General features: G+C 69.8%; 19 protein-coding genes. 12 read left to right on the top strand and 7 right to left on the bottom strand.

What is annotated here, in order from left to right; genetic code table 11:
* Nucleotides 1-11 precede the first annotated feature (11 nt).
* Nucleotides 12-1,112: a 4-hydroxyphenylpyruvate dioxygenase gene (gene hppD / locus ABD120_RS33545; protein WP_343954298.1), complete on the bottom strand. Its 1,101-nt coding sequence runs from the start codon at nt 1,110-1,112 to the stop codon at nt 12-14.
* Nucleotides 1,113-1,178: 66 nt separating this feature from the next.
* Here hppD and ABD120_RS33540 point away from each other — a divergent pair, with 66 nt between their 5' ends.
* Both ABD120_RS33540 and ABD120_RS33535 read left to right on the top strand, forming a co-directional pair.
* Complete coding sequence (locus ABD120_RS33540; protein ID WP_343954297.1) at nt 1,179-1,658, top strand: Lrp/AsnC family transcriptional regulator; 480 nt, start codon at nt 1,179-1,181, stop codon at nt 1,656-1,658.
* 163 nt (nt 1,659-1,821) lie between these two features.
* Nucleotides 1,822-3,888 carry a transglycosylase domain-containing protein gene (locus ABD120_RS33535; protein WP_343954296.1) on the top strand — a complete coding sequence of 689 codons (2,067 nt, stop codon included), beginning with the start codon at nt 1,822-1,824 and terminating at the stop codon, nt 3,886-3,888.
* A 7-nt stretch (nt 3,889-3,895) separates the two neighbouring features.
* Here the strand turns inward: ABD120_RS33535 and ABD120_RS33530 are convergent, their stop codons facing one another.
* Genes ABD120_RS33530 through ABD120_RS33520 form a run of 3 tightly spaced genes read right to left on the bottom strand, consistent with a single transcriptional unit; the run spans nt 3,896 to nt 6,459 of the window.
* Nucleotides 3,896-5,881, bottom strand: a complete 1,986-nt coding sequence (locus ABD120_RS33530) for a thioredoxin domain-containing protein (protein WP_343954295.1) — start codon at nt 5,879-5,881, stop codon at nt 3,896-3,898.
* 21 nt (nt 5,882-5,902) lie between these two features.
* Nucleotides 5,903-6,169: a hypothetical protein gene (locus ABD120_RS33525; protein WP_343954293.1), complete on the bottom strand. Its 267-nt coding sequence runs from the start codon at nt 6,167-6,169 to the stop codon at nt 5,903-5,905.
* Nucleotides 6,166-6,459 carry a hypothetical protein gene (locus ABD120_RS33520; protein ID WP_343954292.1) on the bottom strand — a complete coding sequence of 98 codons (294 nt, stop codon included), beginning with the start codon at nt 6,457-6,459 and terminating at the stop codon, nt 6,166-6,168. Before ABD120_RS33520 ends, ABD120_RS33525 begins: the two co-directional genes overlap by 4 nt.
* Before the next feature lie 177 nt (nt 6,460-6,636).
* Here ABD120_RS33520 and ABD120_RS33515 point away from each other — a divergent pair, with 177 nt between their 5' ends.
* The gene (locus ABD120_RS33515) at nt 6,637-7,767 is read left to right on the top strand and encodes a hypothetical protein (RefSeq protein WP_343954291.1); all 1,131 of its coding nucleotides are present in this window, start codon (nt 6,637-6,639) and stop codon (nt 7,765-7,767) included.
* On the opposite strand, the gene ABD120_RS33510 is transcribed toward ABD120_RS33515, so the two are convergent.
* From ABD120_RS33510 to mca, 3 genes are read right to left on the bottom strand one after another with little or no spacing between them, the layout of a single operon-like run.
* On the bottom strand, nt 7,753-8,034 hold the full coding sequence (locus ABD120_RS33510) for a GNAT family N-acetyltransferase (protein ID WP_343954290.1): 282 nt from the start codon (nt 8,032-8,034) through the stop codon (nt 7,753-7,755). The genes ABD120_RS33515 and ABD120_RS33510 overlap by 15 nt on opposite strands.
* A complete protein-coding gene (locus tag ABD120_RS33505) occupies nt 8,034-8,186 on the bottom strand; it encodes a hypothetical protein (RefSeq protein ID WP_343954289.1) in 153 nt (50 codons plus the stop codon). Before ABD120_RS33505 ends, ABD120_RS33510 begins: the two co-directional genes overlap by 1 nt.
* Nucleotides 8,187-8,195: 9 nt before the next feature.
* Nucleotides 8,196-9,083 (bottom strand): mycothiol conjugate amidase Mca, encoded by an 888-nt coding sequence (gene mca / locus ABD120_RS33500; protein ID WP_343954288.1) that lies wholly within the window; start codon nt 9,081-9,083, stop codon nt 8,196-8,198.
* 146 nt (nt 9,084-9,229) lie between these two features.
* Here mca and ABD120_RS33495 point away from each other — a divergent pair, with 146 nt between their 5' ends.
* The 9 genes from ABD120_RS33495 (at nt 9,230) to ABD120_RS33455 (ending at nt 17,311) form a co-directional block, all read left to right on the top strand.
* Nucleotides 9,230-9,649 (top strand): DUF4307 domain-containing protein, encoded by a 420-nt coding sequence (locus ABD120_RS33495; protein ID WP_343954287.1) that lies wholly within the window; start codon nt 9,230-9,232, stop codon nt 9,647-9,649.
* A gap of 98 nt (nt 9,650-9,747) precedes the next feature.
* The gene (gene greA, locus ABD120_RS33490; RefSeq protein WP_343954285.1) at nt 9,748-10,248 is read left to right on the top strand and encodes a transcription elongation factor GreA; all 501 of its coding nucleotides are present in this window, start codon (nt 9,748-9,750) and stop codon (nt 10,246-10,248) included.
* 161 nt (nt 10,249-10,409) lie between these two features.
* Complete coding sequence (locus tag ABD120_RS33485) at nt 10,410-11,531, top strand: C40 family peptidase (protein ID WP_343954284.1); 1,122 nt, start codon at nt 10,410-10,412, stop codon at nt 11,529-11,531.
* A 62-nt stretch (nt 11,532-11,593) separates the two neighbouring features.
* Nucleotides 11,594-12,100 carry a hypothetical protein gene (locus ABD120_RS33480; protein WP_343954283.1) on the top strand — a complete coding sequence of 169 codons (507 nt, stop codon included), beginning with the start codon at nt 11,594-11,596 and terminating at the stop codon, nt 12,098-12,100.
* A 236-nt stretch (nt 12,101-12,336) separates the two neighbouring features.
* Nucleotides 12,337-14,127 (top strand): phosphoenolpyruvate carboxykinase (GTP), encoded by a 1,791-nt coding sequence (locus ABD120_RS33475; RefSeq protein WP_343954281.1) that lies wholly within the window; start codon nt 12,337-12,339, stop codon nt 14,125-14,127.
* A 24-nt stretch (nt 14,128-14,151) separates the two neighbouring features.
* Nucleotides 14,152-15,150, top strand: a complete 999-nt coding sequence (locus ABD120_RS33470; RefSeq protein WP_343954280.1) for a TIGR04222 domain-containing membrane protein — start codon at nt 14,152-14,154, stop codon at nt 15,148-15,150.
* 86 nt (nt 15,151-15,236) lie between these two features.
* Nucleotides 15,237-16,064 (top strand): MbnB/TglH/ChrH family RiPP precursor modification enzyme, encoded by an 828-nt coding sequence (locus tag ABD120_RS33465; protein ID WP_343954279.1) that lies wholly within the window; start codon nt 15,237-15,239, stop codon nt 16,062-16,064.
* Between the two features lie 2 nt (nt 16,065-16,066).
* Nucleotides 16,067-16,483 (top strand): SCO6045 C-terminal-like domain-containing protein, encoded by a 417-nt coding sequence (locus ABD120_RS33460; protein WP_343954278.1) that lies wholly within the window; start codon nt 16,067-16,069, stop codon nt 16,481-16,483.
* A 9-nt stretch (nt 16,484-16,492) separates the two neighbouring features.
* The gene (locus tag ABD120_RS33455) at nt 16,493-17,311 is read left to right on the top strand and encodes an amidohydrolase family protein (protein ID WP_343954277.1); all 819 of its coding nucleotides are present in this window, start codon (nt 16,493-16,495) and stop codon (nt 17,309-17,311) included.
* The last annotated feature ends 28 nt before the right edge of the window (nt 17,312-17,339 follow it).

Genomic DNA, 17,339 nt, shown 5'->3' with positions numbered 1-17,339 from the left:
GTCTGGACAAACTATAGATTTCCCCTGAGTTCCTGCTCCCGCTCGATGGCCTCGAACAGGGCCTTGAAGTTGCCCTTGCCGAAACCGAGCGAGCCGTGGCGCTCGATGAGCTCGAAGAAGACCGTCGGCCGGTCCTGCACCGGCTTGGTGAAGATCTGCAGCAGGTAGCCGTCCTCGTCGCGGTCCACGAGGATCTTGCGCTTCTTCAGCTCCTCGATCGGCGCACGCACCTCGCCGATCCTGGCCCGCAGCTCGGGGTCGTCGTAATAGGAGTCCGGGGTGTCGAGGAAGGCGACGCCCGCCGCGCGCATCCGGTCCACGGTCGCGAGGATGTCGCCGGTCGCCAATGCGATGTGCTGCACGCCCGGACCGCCGTAGAACTCCAGGTACTCGTCGATCTGCGACTTCTTCTTGCTGATCGCGGGCTCGTTCAGCGGGAACTTCACCTTCCTGGTGCCGTCGGCCACGACCTTCGACATCAGGGCCGAGTACTCCGTCGCGATGTCGTCGCCGACGAACTCGGCCATGTTCGTGAAGCCCATGACGGTGCGGTAGAACTCCACCCACTCGTCCATCCGGCCCAGTTCGACGTTGCCGACGCAGTGGTCGATCGCCTGGAAGAACCGCTTGGCCGGGGGCTCGACGACCGGGTCGGCCGTCTGGTAGCCCGGCAGGTAGGGGCCGTGGTAGTCGGCCCGGTCGACCAGTGTGTGCCGCGTCTGCCCGTAGGTCGCGACGGCCGCCAGCCGGACCTTGCCGTGCTCGTCCTCCATCGCGTACGGCTCGGCCAGCCCCCGCGCCCCGTGCGCCACCGCGTAGGCGTAGGCCGCCTCCACGTCGGGGACCTCGATCGCCAGGTCCGTCACCCCGTCGCCGTGGGCGCTCACATGCTCGGCCAGTTCGGTGCCCGGCCGCAGGGCGGCCCTGAACTCGAAGACCGCGCCACCGGACCTCAGCACGTAGGCGACCTCGTCGCGGCTGCCGGTCTCCGGGCCTCGGTAGGCCACCAGCTTCATGCCGAACGCCGTCGAGTAGTAGTGGGCCGTCTGCTTGGCGTTGCCGACCGCGAAGACGACGGCGTGCATCCCGTTCACCGGAAACAGATCACTCATAGGCGTACTGTCGGATTATGTGAGCGTAATGCGCAACAGTTACTTGAATCAGTGGACAATGTGTCCATGACGATCGATCAACTGGATGCCAGGCTGCTCAGTCTGCTCGCCGAAGAACCGCGCCTCGGAGTTCTGGAGTGCTCGCGGCGGCTGGGGGTGGCTCGGGGGACCGTACAGGCGAGGTTGGATCGGATGCTCGCGCGCGGCGTGATCATCGGGTTCGGGCCGGACGTCTCGCCCGCCGCGCTCGGCTACGACGTGATGGCCTTCGTCACCATGGAGATCAGGCAGGTCGCCGGGCACGAGCCGGTCGCCCACCGGCTGGCGCGCATCCCCGAGGTGCTGGAGGCGCACACGATCACCGGTGGCAGCGACCTGATCTGCCGGGTCGTGGCGCGGTCGAATGCCGACCTTCAGCGGGTCATCGACCTGATTGTCGATGTTCAGGGGGTGTTGCGGACCTCGTCGGTGATCGCGCTCGACACCCCTGTTCCCTATCGGGTGATGCCGTTGGTGGCCGATGTCCCTCGACGTGGCGCGAGCTAGACGTACCATCGGGTTCAGGGACGAGGCACCGTAATCGATCGTTTACCCTGGCGTTCGCCCAGTTCAGGAGGGCTTGCCGAAGAACGATCTGGGGGTGCGCGTGCGAACCGATGGGAAGAAGGGCATGCGAAAACGGCGGATTCTCCGCTCTTTCCTGATCGCCATGGGTGTCGGGCTGATCGTGCTGATCGGCCTCTTCGGCATCGCATGGGCCATGACACCGATTCCTGACACCACCCAGAAGCACGCCACCGAGCAGGGCTCGGTCATCTACTACCGCGACGGCAAGACCGTGCTCGCCCGGCAGGGCGTCAACCGCAAGAACGTCCGGCTCGAACAGGTGCCCAGACACGTGAGCGACGCCGTCATCGCCATCGAGAACCGCTCCTTCTACAGCGACAGCGGGGTCTCGGTGAAGGGGACCGTCCGGTCGCTGTGGTCCACCGTCTCGGGGCAGCAGTTGCAGGGCGGCTCCACGATCACCCAGCAGATGGTTCGCAACTACTACAGCGGGCTCAGCCAGGAACGGTCCATCACCCGCAAGTTCAAAGAGATCCTGATCGCGATGAAGGTCGATCAGTCCAAGCCCAAGGAATGGGTGCTGGAGCAGTACCTCAACACGATCTACTTCGGGCGCGGCGCCAACGGCGTGCAGGCCGCCGCCCAGGCGTACTTCGGCAAGAACGTCGAGAAACTCACCGTCGCGGAGGGCGCCTACCTCGCCTCCGTCATCCAGCAGCCCAGCCGCTTCGCCGACCCCAAGGGCGCAGACCTCGCCGCCGTCAAGGACCGCTGGTCGTCGGTGATCACCGCCATGCGCGACATCGGCGCGCTCACCCCCGAGAAGGCCGCCGCCCAGCGCTTCCCCAAGCTCGCCGCCCCGAAGAAGCCCTTCGAGCTCAAGGGCCAGAGCCAGTACATGCTCGACCAGGTACGCCAGGAGCTCAACCGGCGCGGCTACAGCGACGAGGACATCAACGGCGGCGGGCTGAAGGTCGTCACGACCTTCGACAAGAAGCTCATGGACGCCGCCGCCCGCGCCGTCAAGCAGGTGCTGCCGGACAGCACGCCGAGCAAGGTCCGCACCGGCCTCGCCGCCGTCGACCCGGCCACCGGCGAGGTCGTCGCCTTCTACGGCGGCAATCCGGACACCTCCAAGTACGACAACGCCTTCTCCGCCAAGGTCCAGGCCGGATCCACGTTCAAGCCGTACACCCTGGCCGCCGCCCTCAACGACGGCCTCGACCTGTCCACCCGCGTCGACGGCAACTCGCCGATCAAGGTCGCCTCGGCGCCGCAGGCGATCCCCAACGACAGCGGCCGCTCCTACGGCCTCGTCGACCTGGTCGGCGCCACCCGGAACTCCGTCAACACCGCCTTCGTCGACCTCGGGCAGAAGGTCGGCCTCGACAAGGTCGCCGAGACCGCCGAGGCCATGGGACTGCCCGCCGACCAGATCGAACCCCACAAGAGCGCCGCCTCCTTCCCGCTCGGCGTCGCCTCCGTCAGCGCCGTCCAGAACGCCTCCGGCTTCTCCACCTTCGCCAACGGCGGCGTGCACATGGAGGCGCACGTCGTCAGGTCGGTCACCGACGCCAAGGGCAAGAAGACCGTCATCAAGCCCGACTCCACGCAGGCCGTCGGCGAGCAGGCCGCCGCCGACGCCACCTACGCCATGGAGCAGGTCGTCAAGTACGGCACCGGCACCGCCGCCCGCCTCTGGGACCGGCCGGTCGCCGGCAAGACCGGCACGACCGACAAGTCGGGCGCGGTGTGGTTCAACGGCTTCACCCCGCAGCTCGCCACCGCCGTCAACATGTTCCGCGACGACAACAAGACCGTGCAGATCCCCGGGTACGGCGTGCAGTTCGGCGGGCAGTTGCCCGCGCAGATCTGGCGCGCGTTCATGACGGAGGCGATGGCGGGCAAGGACGTCGTCGACTTCCCGGAACCCTCCGACTACGGCTACGACTACGACACCTACCCCTCGACCCCGGAGGAGCCGCCACAGCGCGACGACCGCTTCCCGGGGCCGGACTGGAACGAGGAGCCGCCGCAGCCGGAGTCCTCCACGCAGCCGTCGGTGCCGCCGCTCAGCGAGGACCCGAGCACCCCGCCCGTCATCCCGGAACAGCCCGAATCACCGCCACCGACGGACTTCCCCGGCCCGCCGACCGGCGGCAGCGGCCCGAACGAACAGGACAACACGCCGGCCCGCCCCGTGAGCTGACGGGCGGTCAGTTCCTCGGGCTCTCGGGGGTCAGTTCCGCGCGCAGTGCCTCGGGGGTCGTGACGGGCAGGCGGCAGGCGAAGTTCCTGCACACATACGCCGCAGGCGCCCCGTCCACCGGCGTCCGGCCCTCTAGCAGAGGGACCGGCGTACTGCCTTCCCGCGCGGGCGCCGGGTCTTCGCTCAGGGCGACCACCAGGCCGGGAGAGATGGACAGCAGCGCCTCTCGGTGCAGCGCCCGCGTGCGCGGGTCGGACGCGGGGCCGACGACCGCCACCTCGGCGGGCCCGTCGAGGGCCGCCGCCGCCACCGCCAGTCCCCAGCCCGCGAACCGCGCGTGCCCGGGGGCCAGCACCGACACGGTCCCGAGCGCCGCGTACGCCGCCTCGCGGTGCCGTGCCGAACCGGTCAGCGCCGCGTACGACAGCAGCGCGCCCGCCGCCGCGAACTGCCCTGAGGGCACGGCGTTGTCCGTCGGATCCTGGGGCCGCTGGAACAGCCGCTCGGCGTCGTCGGCCGTGTCGTAGAACCCGCCGGAGCCGTCGGTGAAGCGTTCGAGGACCACCTCCAGCAACTCCCCGGCCAGCTCGAACCACCTGCTCTCGCCGGTGGCGCCGTACAGCGCGATGAGGCCCTCGGCGAGGTCGGCGTAGTCCTCCAGCACCCCGGCGTTGGCGCCGACGCGGCCGTCGCGGGAGGTGCGGGCCAGCCTGCCGCCGGACACGTGCACCTCCTCAAGGAGGACGGCGGCCGCCCGCGCCGCCGCCACCAGGTCGGGACGGTCGAGGACGACGCCGGTCTCGGCGAGGGCGGCGATGGCGAGGCCGGTCCAGGCGGCGACCACCTTGTCGTCGCGGCCGGGGCGGACGCGCTGCTCACGAGCGGTGAGCAGGCGCTCACGCACCAGCGCGTACCGCTCGGCGTCCGCGGGGTCGCGCAGCAGCTGGAGCACCGACGTGCCGTGCTCGAACGTCCCGGTCACCTCGAAGACCTCGGCCGCCCACGCCCCGTCTGCGGGCCCGAGCACGTCGGTGAGCTGCTCGGGCGTCCAGACGTAGAAGCGGCCCTCCTCGCCCTCGCTGTCGGCGTCGAGCGCCGAGGCGAACCCGCCCTCCGGCGTGCGCATCTCGCGCAGCAGCCAGTCGGCCGTCTCCAGGGCGACGCGGCGGGCCAGCGGCTCGCGTGAGCCGCGCCACCAGTGCGTGTAGACGCGCAGCAGGAGCGCGTTGTCGTAGAGCATCTTCTCGAAGTGCGGCACCACCCAGCCCGCGTCGACGCTGTAGCGCGCGAAGCCGCCCGCGAGCTGGTCGTACATGCCGCCGCGCGCCATGGCCTCCAGCGTGCGGCCCGACATCTCGCTCTCGCCCACCCGCAGCAGGAACTCAAGGACCATGGACGGCGGGAACTTCGGCGCCCCGCCGAAGCCGCCGTTCACGCTGTCGAAGCCCTGCCGCAGGCTTCGCAGGCCCGTCTCCAGCGCCTCGGCGCCCGGCGGCGGCCCGCTGGGGAGCGTGGACTGGGTGGTGAGCGCCTCGACGACCTTCTCCCCCTGCTCGACGACGGCCGCGCGATCCCCCTGCCACGCCTGGTGCACTCCGACGAGCACCCGCTGGAACTGCGGCCGGGGGAAATAGGTGCCGCAGTAGAAGGGGTGGCCCTCAGGTGTGGCGAACACGGTCATCGGCCAGCCGCCGTGCTGGGTCATGGCCTGGGTGGCGGACATGTAGACGGCGTCGACGTCCGGCCGTTCCTCGCGATCGACCTTGATGTTGACGAAATGCGCGTTCATCAACTCGGCGGTCGCCGGATCCTCGAAACTCTCGTGCGCCATGACATGACACCAGTGGCAGGAGGAGTAGCCCACGCTGATCAGCAGGGGCACGTCGCGCCGCTCGGCCTCCCGCATCGCCTCCTCACCCCAGGGCCACCAGTCGACGGGGTTGTCGGCGTGCTGGAGGAGGTAGGGAGAGGTCTCACCACCGAGCCGGTTCATAGGGCCAGGCTCTCACATTGATCAGAACAAGATGATCCGGGTGAGCAGCACCTGCTGGTTCTTCCGATCGATCCGATACTCGGCTATGCCGAACCCTCTGGGGATGAGGATTTCTCGCCAGTCGGGATCAGTACCGAGCTGCCCACTTCCCGCCAGCCACGGGTCCTCGCAGATGGCGACCGTTAGTGCGGCCACAGTCGAGAACATTTCCGGTGAGACCGATGGGTCTCCGAGCACGTCGAACACGGCTTCCGAAGGTACGACCGGCCACAGGTCGTCATCGTTCACTGAAGGCCACGCTCTTGCCGATGGCGCAGGATGGCGTCCATGGTCGTGGTTGGCAAGGTTCCGGCTTCGGCTGCTTTCCAGATGCGGTCACGGTCGGGGTCGGTATCCAACATGGCACGCCCCCACCAGGCGTTGAGTACGTCATCGAGCTCAGTACCCTGCTGAGCTTCAAGAAGCTCTGCGAAGAACTGGGCACGTCGGCTGCCCCGCAGCGCGCCGGAGATGCCGCCGATCGTTCGAGGGACTCTGGGATGTCCCTGTGTGCCACCGTGGACAGGCTGAGCGCTCATGACACCACCTTTCACGCTGCTCAGCCTATGTCTTGATCCCAACTGGCCGCAGGTAACCGGTGAATGAGGAGGAAGGGAGTCGGCGCGGAATGGGAGACTCGCCTGGCGAAGGCGGTGTGCCGGAGGTCGGAACGCCGAGGGGGCGCCGCAGGCAGTCCTGGGCGTAAGTTACCGAACGTGGATCTGCTATTCGTCTGCGAGCACGCGGGCCGCCCCGCCACCGGGTTGACCAGGCGCGACGTGGCGCGAGCCCTGCTCGCCGTACCTTCGGGGGTGGCGCTCGTCGCCATGCCCGACCTGCGGCGTGCGCTGGTACGCGCGGGCAACCCGCTCACCCCGGTGTTCTGGGACTCCGCCAAGGAGACGCTGCGCTCCATCGAGGCGGGCATCGCCACGGTGGGCGACGTGCAGCGCTGGCTGGAGGCGACGGGCACCGAGCCGATCCTGCTGACCGCCGGGCACTTCGTCTGGCCGGAGGAGGACGAGCGCGGCCCGGTGACCTTCGAGATGCACGCCCTGCTCGTCGGCTACCTGGAGGAGCTGGTGGCCTCCGGCGTGGTCGATCCCGACGCGCTGGTGCTCGGCGACCCGGCCGCCCGCCGCGCGTACGAGGAACTGCAGGAGCGCTGGCTCGCCGAGCCGCTGCCCGACGGCCGCCTGCCCGGCCACGCGGTGAGCGACGAGCAGGACGAGGAACTGTTCGCCGCCTGGGACGAGGAGGAGTCCTTCGCCCTGGCCGAACTGCGCCGCATCGTGGCCGAACTGCCGGAGCGGCCGGAGCTGCCCATGGAGGAACTGACCCGGGCGGCAGGTCGGCTGCGCGAGATGCTGGAGCAGCCGGGCTACCCGGGCAATGTGCTGAGGGCGTGCGCGGGCTTCGACGTACGGCCGATGCCCGACGACGACGCCGAGCTGTGGCTGTCGGCCGCCGCAGGGGTCTCGGCGCCGGTCTCCGACCTGACGGAGGAGACCGACGATCCCTTCGAGCTGGGCCACGAGGAGAGTGTGCTGGCCAGGTTGTGCTCGATCCAGCACGCCGACTGGCTGGCCGCGGTCGCCGCGCTGGCCCGGCTGGGGCCGGGGGCGCTGGCCTCGCCGGAGCGGATCGCGCTGCTCATCGCGGAGTCGGAGGACATCGACATCGAGGAGGGCGCCGAGGACGAACTGGCGGCGACGGAGGGCTTCTTCCTGCCGGTGGTGTTCATGTGGGGCTATCTCGGCATCGTGGACGAGGACGACACGCTCACCCCGCTGGGCTGGTGGGGCCTGCCGAGGGCGCTGGAGCGCGCCTGGTCACCGCAGGACTAGGTCGGCGTACTCGGGGTGCCGGTCGATGTAGCTCTTCACGTACGGGCACACGGGCACGACGCGCAGCCCGGCGGCGCGGGCGGCGTCGAGGGTGTGCCTGACGAGGGCGGCGGCCACCCCGCGCCCCTCGTAGGCGGGGTAGACCTCGGTGTGGGTGAACGCGATCTTCGTGCGCGAGAGCCGGTACTCGGCGAACCCGGCCAGTGTGCCGTCGACACGGATCTCGTATCGGCTCTGGTCCGGGTCGTCGACCACCTCATGGGACACTAGCGGGCGTCCTCGTCTTCGCGTGGTACGGCGATCCGTCCCATCTGCTTGTTCATGGACTTGATCAGGAAGTAGAGGGCCAGCCCGATGAGCGCCACGACGACGAAGCCGAGCAGGCCGGGGCTCACTTCGCCAGCTGCGAGAACAGTCACCCGTTCAGTTTATGACTGGCAGGCAGCGGTGGTCTCGGCGGCATGGATGCCGGTGAACAGGTCCTCCTCCGGCAGCTCCGTGTCGACCAGGGACCGCGCCAGGTGGTAGTCCTCGGTCGGCCAGATCTCCTCCTGGACCTCGCGCGGGCAGGAGAAGAACCAGCCGTCGGGGTCGATCTGGGTGGCGTGGGCCATCAGCGCCTGGTCGCGGGTCTCGAAGTACTCGGCGCACGGCACCCGCGTGGTGACGGGCCACTTGGGGGGCCGGTCCTCCCAGCGGGCGATCCAGTCGGCGTACGGCGAGCCGATGCCGCGCTCGGTCATCGCCTCGTGCAGCGCCTCGAAGCGCTCCTTGGTGAAGCCGAGCTGGTAGTAGAGCTTGAGCGGCTGCCACGGCTCGCCGGTGCCCGGGTAGCGGTCGGGGTCGCCAGCCGCCTCGAACGCCTCGACGGACACCCGGTTGGTCATGATGTGGTCGGGGTGCGGGTAGCCGCCGTCGTCGTCGTAGGTGAGGATCACGTGCGGCCTGAACTCGCGTACGGCCTGCACCAGCGGCTCGGCCGCCTTCTCCAGGGGCTGGAGGGCGAAGCAACCTTCGGGCAGCGGTTCGTCCTCGCTCTCCGGCAGCCCCGAGTCGACGAATCCGAGGAACCGCTGCCGGACGCCGAGGATCTCGCGCGCCCGGTCCATCTCGGCCCTGCGGATCTCGGCGATGTTGGCGACGACCTCGGGCCGGTCCATCTTCGGGTTCAGAACGGATCCGCGCTCACCGCCGGTGAGCGTGCAGACCAGGACCTCCACGCCTTCGCGGGCGTAGCGGGCCATCGTGGCGGCGCCTTTGCTCGACTCGTCGTCGGGGTGGGCGTGGACGGCCATCAGCCTCAGCGCTGCAGTCACGGGCTCGATGTCTCCTCAGTTGGACCGATCACTTGCTCGGAGAGGTTAGTTTCTGCTGGGCACGCGGAGGGCCAGGTCTGGAACCGGCGCCCCCGCGGGCGACAATTGTCTCGGATAACGCCGAGGAAGTGCAGGGAGATTCCGCCATGGCCACGAGAGATGTCGAGAACGGCCCGGTTCTCGGCACCCCAGATGACTTCGCCGACCGCCCCAGCAGAGGCGGCCGCCTCGTCGTCCACGTGGTGATCGGCGTGCTGGTGGCCATCATCGCAGGTGGCTGGGGTTATGTGATGTGGTCGATGACCGGTAGCGCGGGCGGGGCCAAACCGCAGGTGGTGACGTTCTCCATCACGCGCGACGACCTCGCGGAGATCACGTTCACCGTGAGCAAACCGGCCGACCGCATGGCGGTGTGCAGGCTGAGGGCGACGGATGTCAACCATGGAGAAGTTGGCAGCAAGGAAGTAAGAATTGCTCCAGGTGAGGGTAGTAAGCAGCTCAAGGAGCAGCTTGACACCACTGCGCAGGCTACTTCCATCCACGTCCAGTACTGCAATCTCGTATAGTGAGACATTTGGGGCTTCGCTCGATCGGGTAGGCTGTGGTCTTTCGCGGTCCGAAACCCCAAGTGAACTCAGGGCCCCCGAAGCAACAAGGAGAACCCGTGGCCGACTCTCGCGATGAGAACGTCACCTGGCTGACTCAGGAGGCGTACGACCGCCTGAAGGAGGAGTACGACTACCTCTCGGGCCCGGGTCGTGTCGACATCGCCAAGAAGATCGAGGCCGCTCGTGAAGAGGGCGACCTGCGGGAGAACGGCGGCTACCACGCCGCGAAAGACGAGCAGGGCAAGATGGAGGCGCGCATCTTCCACCTGCGCCAGCTGCTCGACAACGCCAAGGTCGGCGAGGCCCCCAAGACGGAGGGCGTGGTCGGCCCCGGAATGACGGTGACCATCCGGTTCGAGGGCGACGACGACGAGGTCACCTTCCTGCTCGCCTCCCGTGAGGAGACCGGTGCCCCCATCGACGTCTACTCACCCAAGTCCCCGCTCGGCGCGGCGATCAACGGCAAGAAGATCGGCGAGCGGGCCACGTACTCGATGCCCAACGGCCGTCAGAACACCGTCGAGATCCTTGAGGCCGTGCCGTACATCGGCAATTGAACGGACCTGACGAGCGGATCCGCCGGGCCCCACGTCCGGCGGATTCTTTCCGTGGGCCGGGCATCCTCCAGGACCTCGCCTTCCTCGTCCGCCCGCGTGGGCCGCGAGGGGTCCGCCCGCGCCGGCGTCGCGACTTACGCGGGCTGATCCCGTTCATCGCGGTGACACTGGTAGCGGTGCTCACCGCCGACGTGCTGCTGCTGGGCGAGCTCCAGGCGGCGCCGGAGCGGGTCGCGAACGCCCCCGTACGGCAGCGCCCCGCCGTGGAGAAGAAGAACCTCGTGGCCCAGTCGTGGCCGCAACCCCCGCAGGTCTCCCCGCTCGGCCGGTTGCGCAAGCCGCACCTGTTCGTGCTGACCCCGCAGGCGTTCACGATGCCGCTGCTGGCGAAGGTGGCCAAGCAGCGCGGGGTGGCGGCGCTGGAACTGGCCGACGCCGCCTCGGTGACGATCGACGGCAAGCGCGTGCAGACGCTGGGGGTCGATCCGTCCACGTTCCGGGCCTACACCCCGAAGGTGACCGCCCAGGCCGACGCCCTGTGGTCGAACGTCGCGGCGGGCGATCTCGCGGTGTCGTTCGTGCTGGGCAACGACGGCGGGCTCAGCCTGCACCGGCAGGTGAGCGGACCGGGCGGGCAACTGCGGGTGGGAGCGTACGCGACGACGGGGTTCGGCTCGGTCGACGCGCTGGTGTCCAAGCAGACGGCGCGCACGCTGGGCCTGCCCCGCGACAACGCGCTGATCGTCAGCGCCCCGAAGACCGACACGGGACGGCTGCGCCGCGCGCTGCTCAAGGTCCTGCCCAAGGGCACCCAGATCGCCGAGGTCAACCCGGCGCGCAAGGCGGTGGCCAAGCTGACCCCGCAGGGCGTGGTCGGCTCGTACGTGTCGGGTGAGCAACTCGCGACCGCGCTGCAGGCGGCGGCCTCGAAGCTGGGACGCCCGTACGTGTGGGGGGCCGAGGGACCGGACACCTTCGACTGCTCCGGGCTGGTGCAGTGGGCGTTCGCGCAGGCGGGCATCCGGGTGCCGCGCGTGACCCACCAGCAGTGGGTGGCGGGCCCGCAGGTGCCGCTGTCGCAGGCACAGCCCGGCGACCTGATCTTCTGGCGCAACGACCCCACCAACCCCGGCTACATCTCGCACGTGGCGATCTACTGGGGCGACGGCCAGATGCTGCACGCGCCCCGCACCGGCGACGTGGTGAAGATGGCGCCGATCTACATGCGCAACTTCGCGGGCGTCGTACGCATCAGCCCGCAGACGGCGGCACAGGTCCGTTAGGTCTGTCTTCCCTTACCTCCGCGAAACCTTCCCGCAACCCACAGCGGTGTAATCCTGATTACATGGAAAGCGAGATTCAAGCCTGGTTCACCGGGCGCCTGCCGGAGAACTGGTTCACCGGCGCCCCCGAGGTGGTTCTCGACCGCGAGGAGATCGCCGTGGTCGGCACCCTGCCGGAACCGGCCCAGGACGTCCCGGAGGCCGAGCGCGCCGCCCTGGCCGACGGGCTGGTCAGGCGCTTTCGCGAGGAGACCCGCGAACGCCGCGTCGAGATCGCCCGCGAGGCCGAGCACCGCTTCGGCAGGAAGGTCTCGTGGGGCGTCTCCCTCGCCGGGGAGAGCGTGATGTTCACGACGCTGTCGGTGCCGGTGATGACCCGGCTCAGGCAGTCGGAGCGCCAGGTCCTCGACACGCTCGTCGCGGCCGGGGTGGCCCGCAGCCGCAGCGACGCGCTCGCCTGGTGCGTACGGCTGGTCGGCCGCCACACCGACACCTGGCTCACGGATTTGCGGGAGGCGCTGCAGCACGTGGAACGCGTTCGCTCGGCGGGTCCGGAGGCGAATTCATAGACTGCGCAGGGAGACCAAGCGCACGACCGGACTAAACCATTCGGCGAATTGGTTTAGACCAGCCGTATTGGACTGAACCAATGCGCCTTCGGCCTTTCTTTAGAACTCGTCCAACTGGGTAGGCTTCCCCAATCATCAAGGCCACTGCCTGCGGCAACAGGTCTATGCCAATTGGCGTTGAGCGCCCGTCGTGGTCAATGATGTTTTGGCCCTGAGAGAGTGGAGGAGCCGTAGTCGTGTCCGTTTCCGTGGAAGCACCCGCGCCGACGAGCAATATCGAGCTGGTCGCCTGGGTCAACGAGATCGCCGCCCTTACCGAACCCGATCGGATCGAATGGTGCGACGGTTCGGAGGAGGAGTGGACGCGCCTGACGAACCTCCTCGTCGAGCAGGGCACGTTCAGGCGGCTGGCCAAGCGGCCCAACAGTTTCTACGCCGCCTCCGACCCCAGCGACGTCGCCCGCGTCGAGGACCGCACCTACATCTGCTCGGAGCGCGAGCAGGACGCGGGGCCGACCAACAACTGGATCGCCCCCGCGCGGATGCGCGCCACCTTCGGCGAGCTGTTCAAGGGCTGCATGCGCGGCCGCACCATGTACGTGGTCCCGTTCTGCATGGGCCCGCTGGGCGGCGAGATCTCGCAGCTCGGCGTCGAGATCACCGACTCGCCGTACGTGGCCGTGTCCATGCGCGTGATGACCCGGATGGGCGAGCGGGCGCTGCGCCTGATCGAGGAGCGCGGCGAGTTCGTCAGGGCCGTCCACAGCGTCGGCGCGCCGCTCGAACCCGGCCAGGACGACGTGCCGTGGCCGTGCAGTGGCACGAAGTACATCAGCCACTTCCCCGAGACCCGCGAGATCTGGTCGTACGGCTCCGGCTACGGCGGCAACGCGCTGCTCGGCAAGAAGTGCTACGCGCTGCGCATCGCCAGTGCGATGGCCCGCGACGAGGGCTGGCTGGCCGAGCACATGCTGATCCTGAAGCTCACCCCGCCCAGTGGCGAGGCCCGCTACATCGCCGCCGCCTTCCCCAGCGCCTGCGGCAAGACCAACCTCGCCATGCTCCAGCCGACGATCCCCGGCTGGAAGGTCGAGACGGTCGGCGACGACATCGCCTGGATGCGCTTCGGCGCCGACGGCCGCCTGTACGCGATCAACCCGGAGGCGGGCTTCTTCGGCGTCGCCCCCGGCACCGGCGAGGTCACCAACGCCAACGCGATCAAGACGCTCTGGGGTAACAGCATCTTCACCAACGTCGCCCTCACCGACGACGGCGACGTCTGGTGGGAGGGACTCACCGACGTACCGCCCGCGCACCTGACCGACTGGAAGGGCCGCGACTGGACGCCGGACAGCCCCGAGCCCGCCGCCCACCCGAACGCCCGCTTCACCACCCCGGCCTCGCAGGCGCCGACCATCGCGCCCGAGTGGCAGGACCCGAACGGCGTGCCGATCTCGGCGATCCTGTTCGGCGGTCGCCGCGCCACCGCGGTGCCGCTGGTCACCGAGTCGCTGAGCTGGCAGCACGGCGTCTTCCTCGGTGCCAACGTCGCTTCGGAGAAGACCGCCGCCGCCGAGGGCAGGGTCGGCGAGCTGCGCCACGACCCGTTCGCGATGCTGCCGTTCTGCGGCTACAACATGGGCGACTACTTCGACCACTGGCTGCGCGTCGGTGAGCGCGAGGGGGCGCGGCTGCCGCGCATCTACTACGTCAACTGGTTCCGCAAGAACGCCGAGGGCCGCTTCATCTGGCCGGGCTTCGGCGAGAACAGCCGCGTGCTGAAGTGGATCGTCGACCGGCTCAACGGCGAGGCGCAGGCCGTGCCGTCGCCGATCGGGCTGCTGCCGAAGGAGCTCGACACCGAGGGCCTGGAGATCTCGGAGGAGGATCTCCAGACCCTGCTGACCGTCGACAGGGACGTCTGGCGCGAGGAGGCGGCGCAGATCCCGCCGCACTTCGCGAAGTTCGGCGACCACCTGCCCAAGGAGCTGTGGGAGGAGTACCACGCGCTCCTTGACCGCCTCTGAAGGGCCTGCGTAGCGTGGCGGGGGATGAACGTCTTAACCGTGATTCTGGCGGTCCTCGCCGTCGTCGTGGTCAACGTCCTTCACGTGACGGTGACCAGAGAGCGGCGCCGGGCGGCCGAGGTGGGGCCGCCCGGCGGCGGCTACCCGCTGACCCACTCTGAGCTGGCCTACCTTTCGGGTGGGCCCAGGCGGGCGGCCAACACGGCGCTGGCGGTCCTCGCGACGGCCGGCGCCGTGCGTGTCTCCCGCGACTCGCGTGTGACACTCGTGCACGGCGCCCGGCCCTCGCCGGAGCCTCTCGAACGGGCCGTCATGGAGATCCTCGCGCGCGGGGGCTCCCACGTCCCGACGCTGCGCAAGGCGCTGGTGAGGCACCCGGCGATGCTCCAGTTGGAGTCCGGGCTGCGTGACAGGGGGCTGCTGATCCCCGACGGCGCCCTGGCGGTCGCGCACCGACGGCTGACCGTCCTCAAGTACGCCGTGCTGGTCTGCGTGGGCCTGGAGCTGCTGTTCGTGGTCCTGCTCCTGACCGGGAGCCTCGGATGGATCACCGATCTGGGCGCGGTGGCGTTCGGCGCGGTCGCCGTGCTCAGCGGGCTGATCGGCTACCGGAGAGAGAAGCGCGCCCTGCGCCTGCTGGTCAGCGCGGAGGGCATGCGCGGGCTGCGGACCGCCCGCCAGGCCCACCCGAGAGGGGTGTCGCAGCAGTCGTCGATCTCGCTCGCCGTCGGCATCCCCGTCGCCCTGTACGGCCTGAGCGAGTGCCCCGACCCTGACCTGCGCAGCGGGTTGTACATCGGCGACTCCGGCGGCGACGTCGCGGGCGCCTGCGGCTCGTTCGCCGACACGGGCGGCGGGACCTTCGGCGCCTCCGACGACGACGCGCCCGGTGGCTCGGGCGGCGGGTCCGCCAGCGGGTCCAGTAGTGGCGGTGTCGGTGGCGACGGCGGTGGATCGAGCTGCGGCGGCGGGTCGAGCTGCGGTGGCGGCGGGGGCTGTGGCGGTGGTGGCGGTGGTGGTTGACCTCGGCCCCGGCCTCGGCGGTGGCATCGACATCGGCCCCGGCGGTGGCGGTGGCGGTAGCGGTGGCATCGGCGGTGGCGGTGGCGGTGGCTGAGCTCGGTGTCGGGATCGGCTGGCGGGCGGAGATCGACCTGACCGTCGAACGGTTGCCCGGCGTCGAGTTCGTCGAGGTCATCGCGGAGAACCTGCGACCGGACCACCTGCCGGAGTCGCTGCGGATGCTGCGCGGGCGCGGCCTGCCCGTCATACCGCACGGCGTCGGCCTCGGCGTCGGCGGCGCGCATCCGCCGGACCCCGCCCGCCTGGCCCACCTGGCCGCGTGTGCCGGGGCGCTCGCGGCCCCGCTGGTCAGCGAGCACCTGGCCTTCGTCCGCGCGGGCGGCATGGAGGCGGGACACCTGCTGCCGGTGCCGAGGACGCGGGAGGCGCTCAAGGTCGTCGCGGACAACGTCAGACGGGCCCAGGACGCGTTGCCGGTCCCGCTGGCGCTGGAGAACGTGGCCGCGCTGTTCGGCTGGCCGGACGACGAGCTGACCGACGCCGAGTTCCTGGGCGAACTGGTGGAGCGCACGGGGGTGCTGCTGCTGATCGACGTCGCCAACCTGTACACCAACCAGGTCAACCTGGGCCTTCGCGCGGTGGCGGCGCTCGACCGGTTGCCGCTGGAGCACCTCGCCTACGTCCACGTGGCGGGCGGGCACGAGCACGACGGCGTGTGGCACGACACCCACACGGCGGGGGTCCCCGACGCGGTGCTCGACCTGCTGGGGGAGCTGTGCGCGCGGGTGCGCCCACCCGGCGTCCTGCTGGAGTGGGACGACGCCTACCCGAGCGACCGGGCCCTGGCGGAGGAACTGGGGCGTGTGCGGGCAATCGTGGACAAGTCTCGGACCGGCGTGGACGGGCGCAAATAGGCATGGATGACGCGCGCCGCCGTCTCGGTGCGGCCCAGGAGGAACTCCTGTCCGCGCTCGTCGCCGGCGGGGAGCCGCCTGAGGGGTTCGACCCCGAGCGGCTCAGGATCCAGTCGGCGAGCCTGGTGTCCAAGCGCCGAGAGGTGGTCGCGCGGCTACGGCCCGACGCCGCCACGGCGGCCGGTGGCGCGCTGGCGGCCGAGTTCGCCGCCTACGCCCGCTCCCGCGAACGGCCGCCGCCCGGCTACCGGTCCGATGCCGACGACTTCGCCGCCTGGCTGCGCGTGAGAGGGCTGATGCCGGACCCGGGGCCCCACCGCCGCTGGCGTGACCTCTCGCCCGGGTCCCGCTGGCGCGAGCTCTTGCCAAGGTTCCGCGGCTGGCGGGACCGCTTGCTCAGGCGCCGCGATACATCCTAGGTTTACTGCGTGATTGTCGACGCGCACCAGCATTTCTGGAACCTGGAGACCGGCGACTACCCGTGGCTCACGCCGGAGCTCGGCGTCCTCCACCGCACCTACGCCCCCGCCGACCTGGCGCCGGAGCTGGCCGCCGTCGGCGTCGACCGGACCGTGCTGGTCCAGGCAGCCGACTCGATGGCGGAGACGGAGTCGATGCTGGCGCTGGCCGACGCGCACGAGTTCATCGCGGGCGTCGTGGCCTGGCTGCCGCTCACCGACCCCGACCGTACGGCCGAGGCCCTTGCCGACAGACATCCGAAGTTTGTCGGCGTCCGCCACCTCATCCACGACGAGCCGGACCCCGACTGGCTGCTCCAGGACACCGTGCTCACCTCCCTGGGCCTGCTGGCCGAGGCCGGTCTCGCCTTCGACGTGGTCTCACTGCTGCCCCGCCACCTGGAGCACGTGGCCACGATCGCGGGCCGCCACCCCGGCCTGAAACTGGTCGTCGACCACCTGTCCAAGCCGCGCGTCAAGGACCGCGGATGGCAGCCCTGGGCGGACCTGCTCGCCGCCGCCGCGGCCTTCCCCAACGTGTACGCCAAGGTCTCCGGCCTGGTCACCGAGGCCGACCACGCCACCTGGACCCCGGCGGACCTGCGCCCGTACGTCGAGCACGCGCTGCGGGTGTTCGGCACCGGGCGGCTGATGTTCGGCAGCGACTGGCCGGTGGCGCTGCTCGCCGCCGACTACCGGACGGTGTTCGAGACCGCGTCCCTGCTGGTCGGCGAGCAGGGAAGGGACGACGTCTTCGGCGGGACCGCTGCCCGGTTCTATGGGTTTTAGCGAGGTTTCGGGTGGTAATCGTCTGTCT

Origin of the sequence: Nonomuraea longicatena, assembly GCF_039525605.1 — a bacterium.
Lineage (GTDB): Bacteria > Actinomycetota > Actinomycetes > Streptosporangiales > Streptosporangiaceae > Nonomuraea > Nonomuraea longicatena.
Note: the sequence above shows the minus strand (reverse complement) of the source record. Positions and strands in the feature narration are given on the sequence as shown.

What these genes read in the sequence shown, in the direction of transcription:
- ABD120_RS33520 (WP_343954292.1), bottom strand. Translation starts at nt 6,459, where the DNA reads ATGAGCGCTCAGCCTGTCCACGGTGGCACACAGGGACATCCCAGAGTC.
- hppD (WP_343954298.1), bottom strand. Translation starts at nt 1,112, where the DNA reads ATGAGTGATCTGTTTCCGGTGAACGGGATGCACGCCGTCGTCTTCGCG.
- ABD120_RS33460 (WP_343954278.1), top strand. Translation starts at nt 16,067, where the DNA reads ATGGATGACGCGCGCCGCCGTCTCGGTGCGGCCCAGGAGGAACTCCTG.
- ABD120_RS33540 (WP_343954297.1), top strand. Translation starts at nt 1,179, where the DNA reads ATGACGATCGATCAACTGGATGCCAGGCTGCTCAGTCTGCTCGCCGAA.
- ABD120_RS33470 (WP_343954280.1), top strand. Translation starts at nt 14,152, where the DNA reads ATGAACGTCTTAACCGTGATTCTGGCGGTCCTCGCCGTCGTCGTGGTC.
- ABD120_RS33530 (WP_343954295.1), bottom strand. Translation starts at nt 5,881, where the DNA reads ATGAACCGGCTCGGTGGTGAGACCTCTCCCTACCTCCTCCAGCACGCC.
- ABD120_RS33495 (WP_343954287.1), top strand. Translation starts at nt 9,230, where the DNA reads ATGGCCACGAGAGATGTCGAGAACGGCCCGGTTCTCGGCACCCCAGAT.
- ABD120_RS33535 (WP_343954296.1), top strand. Translation starts at nt 1,822, where the DNA reads ATGGGTGTCGGGCTGATCGTGCTGATCGGCCTCTTCGGCATCGCATGG.
- ABD120_RS33480 (WP_343954283.1), top strand. Translation starts at nt 11,594, where the DNA reads ATGGAAAGCGAGATTCAAGCCTGGTTCACCGGGCGCCTGCCGGAGAAC.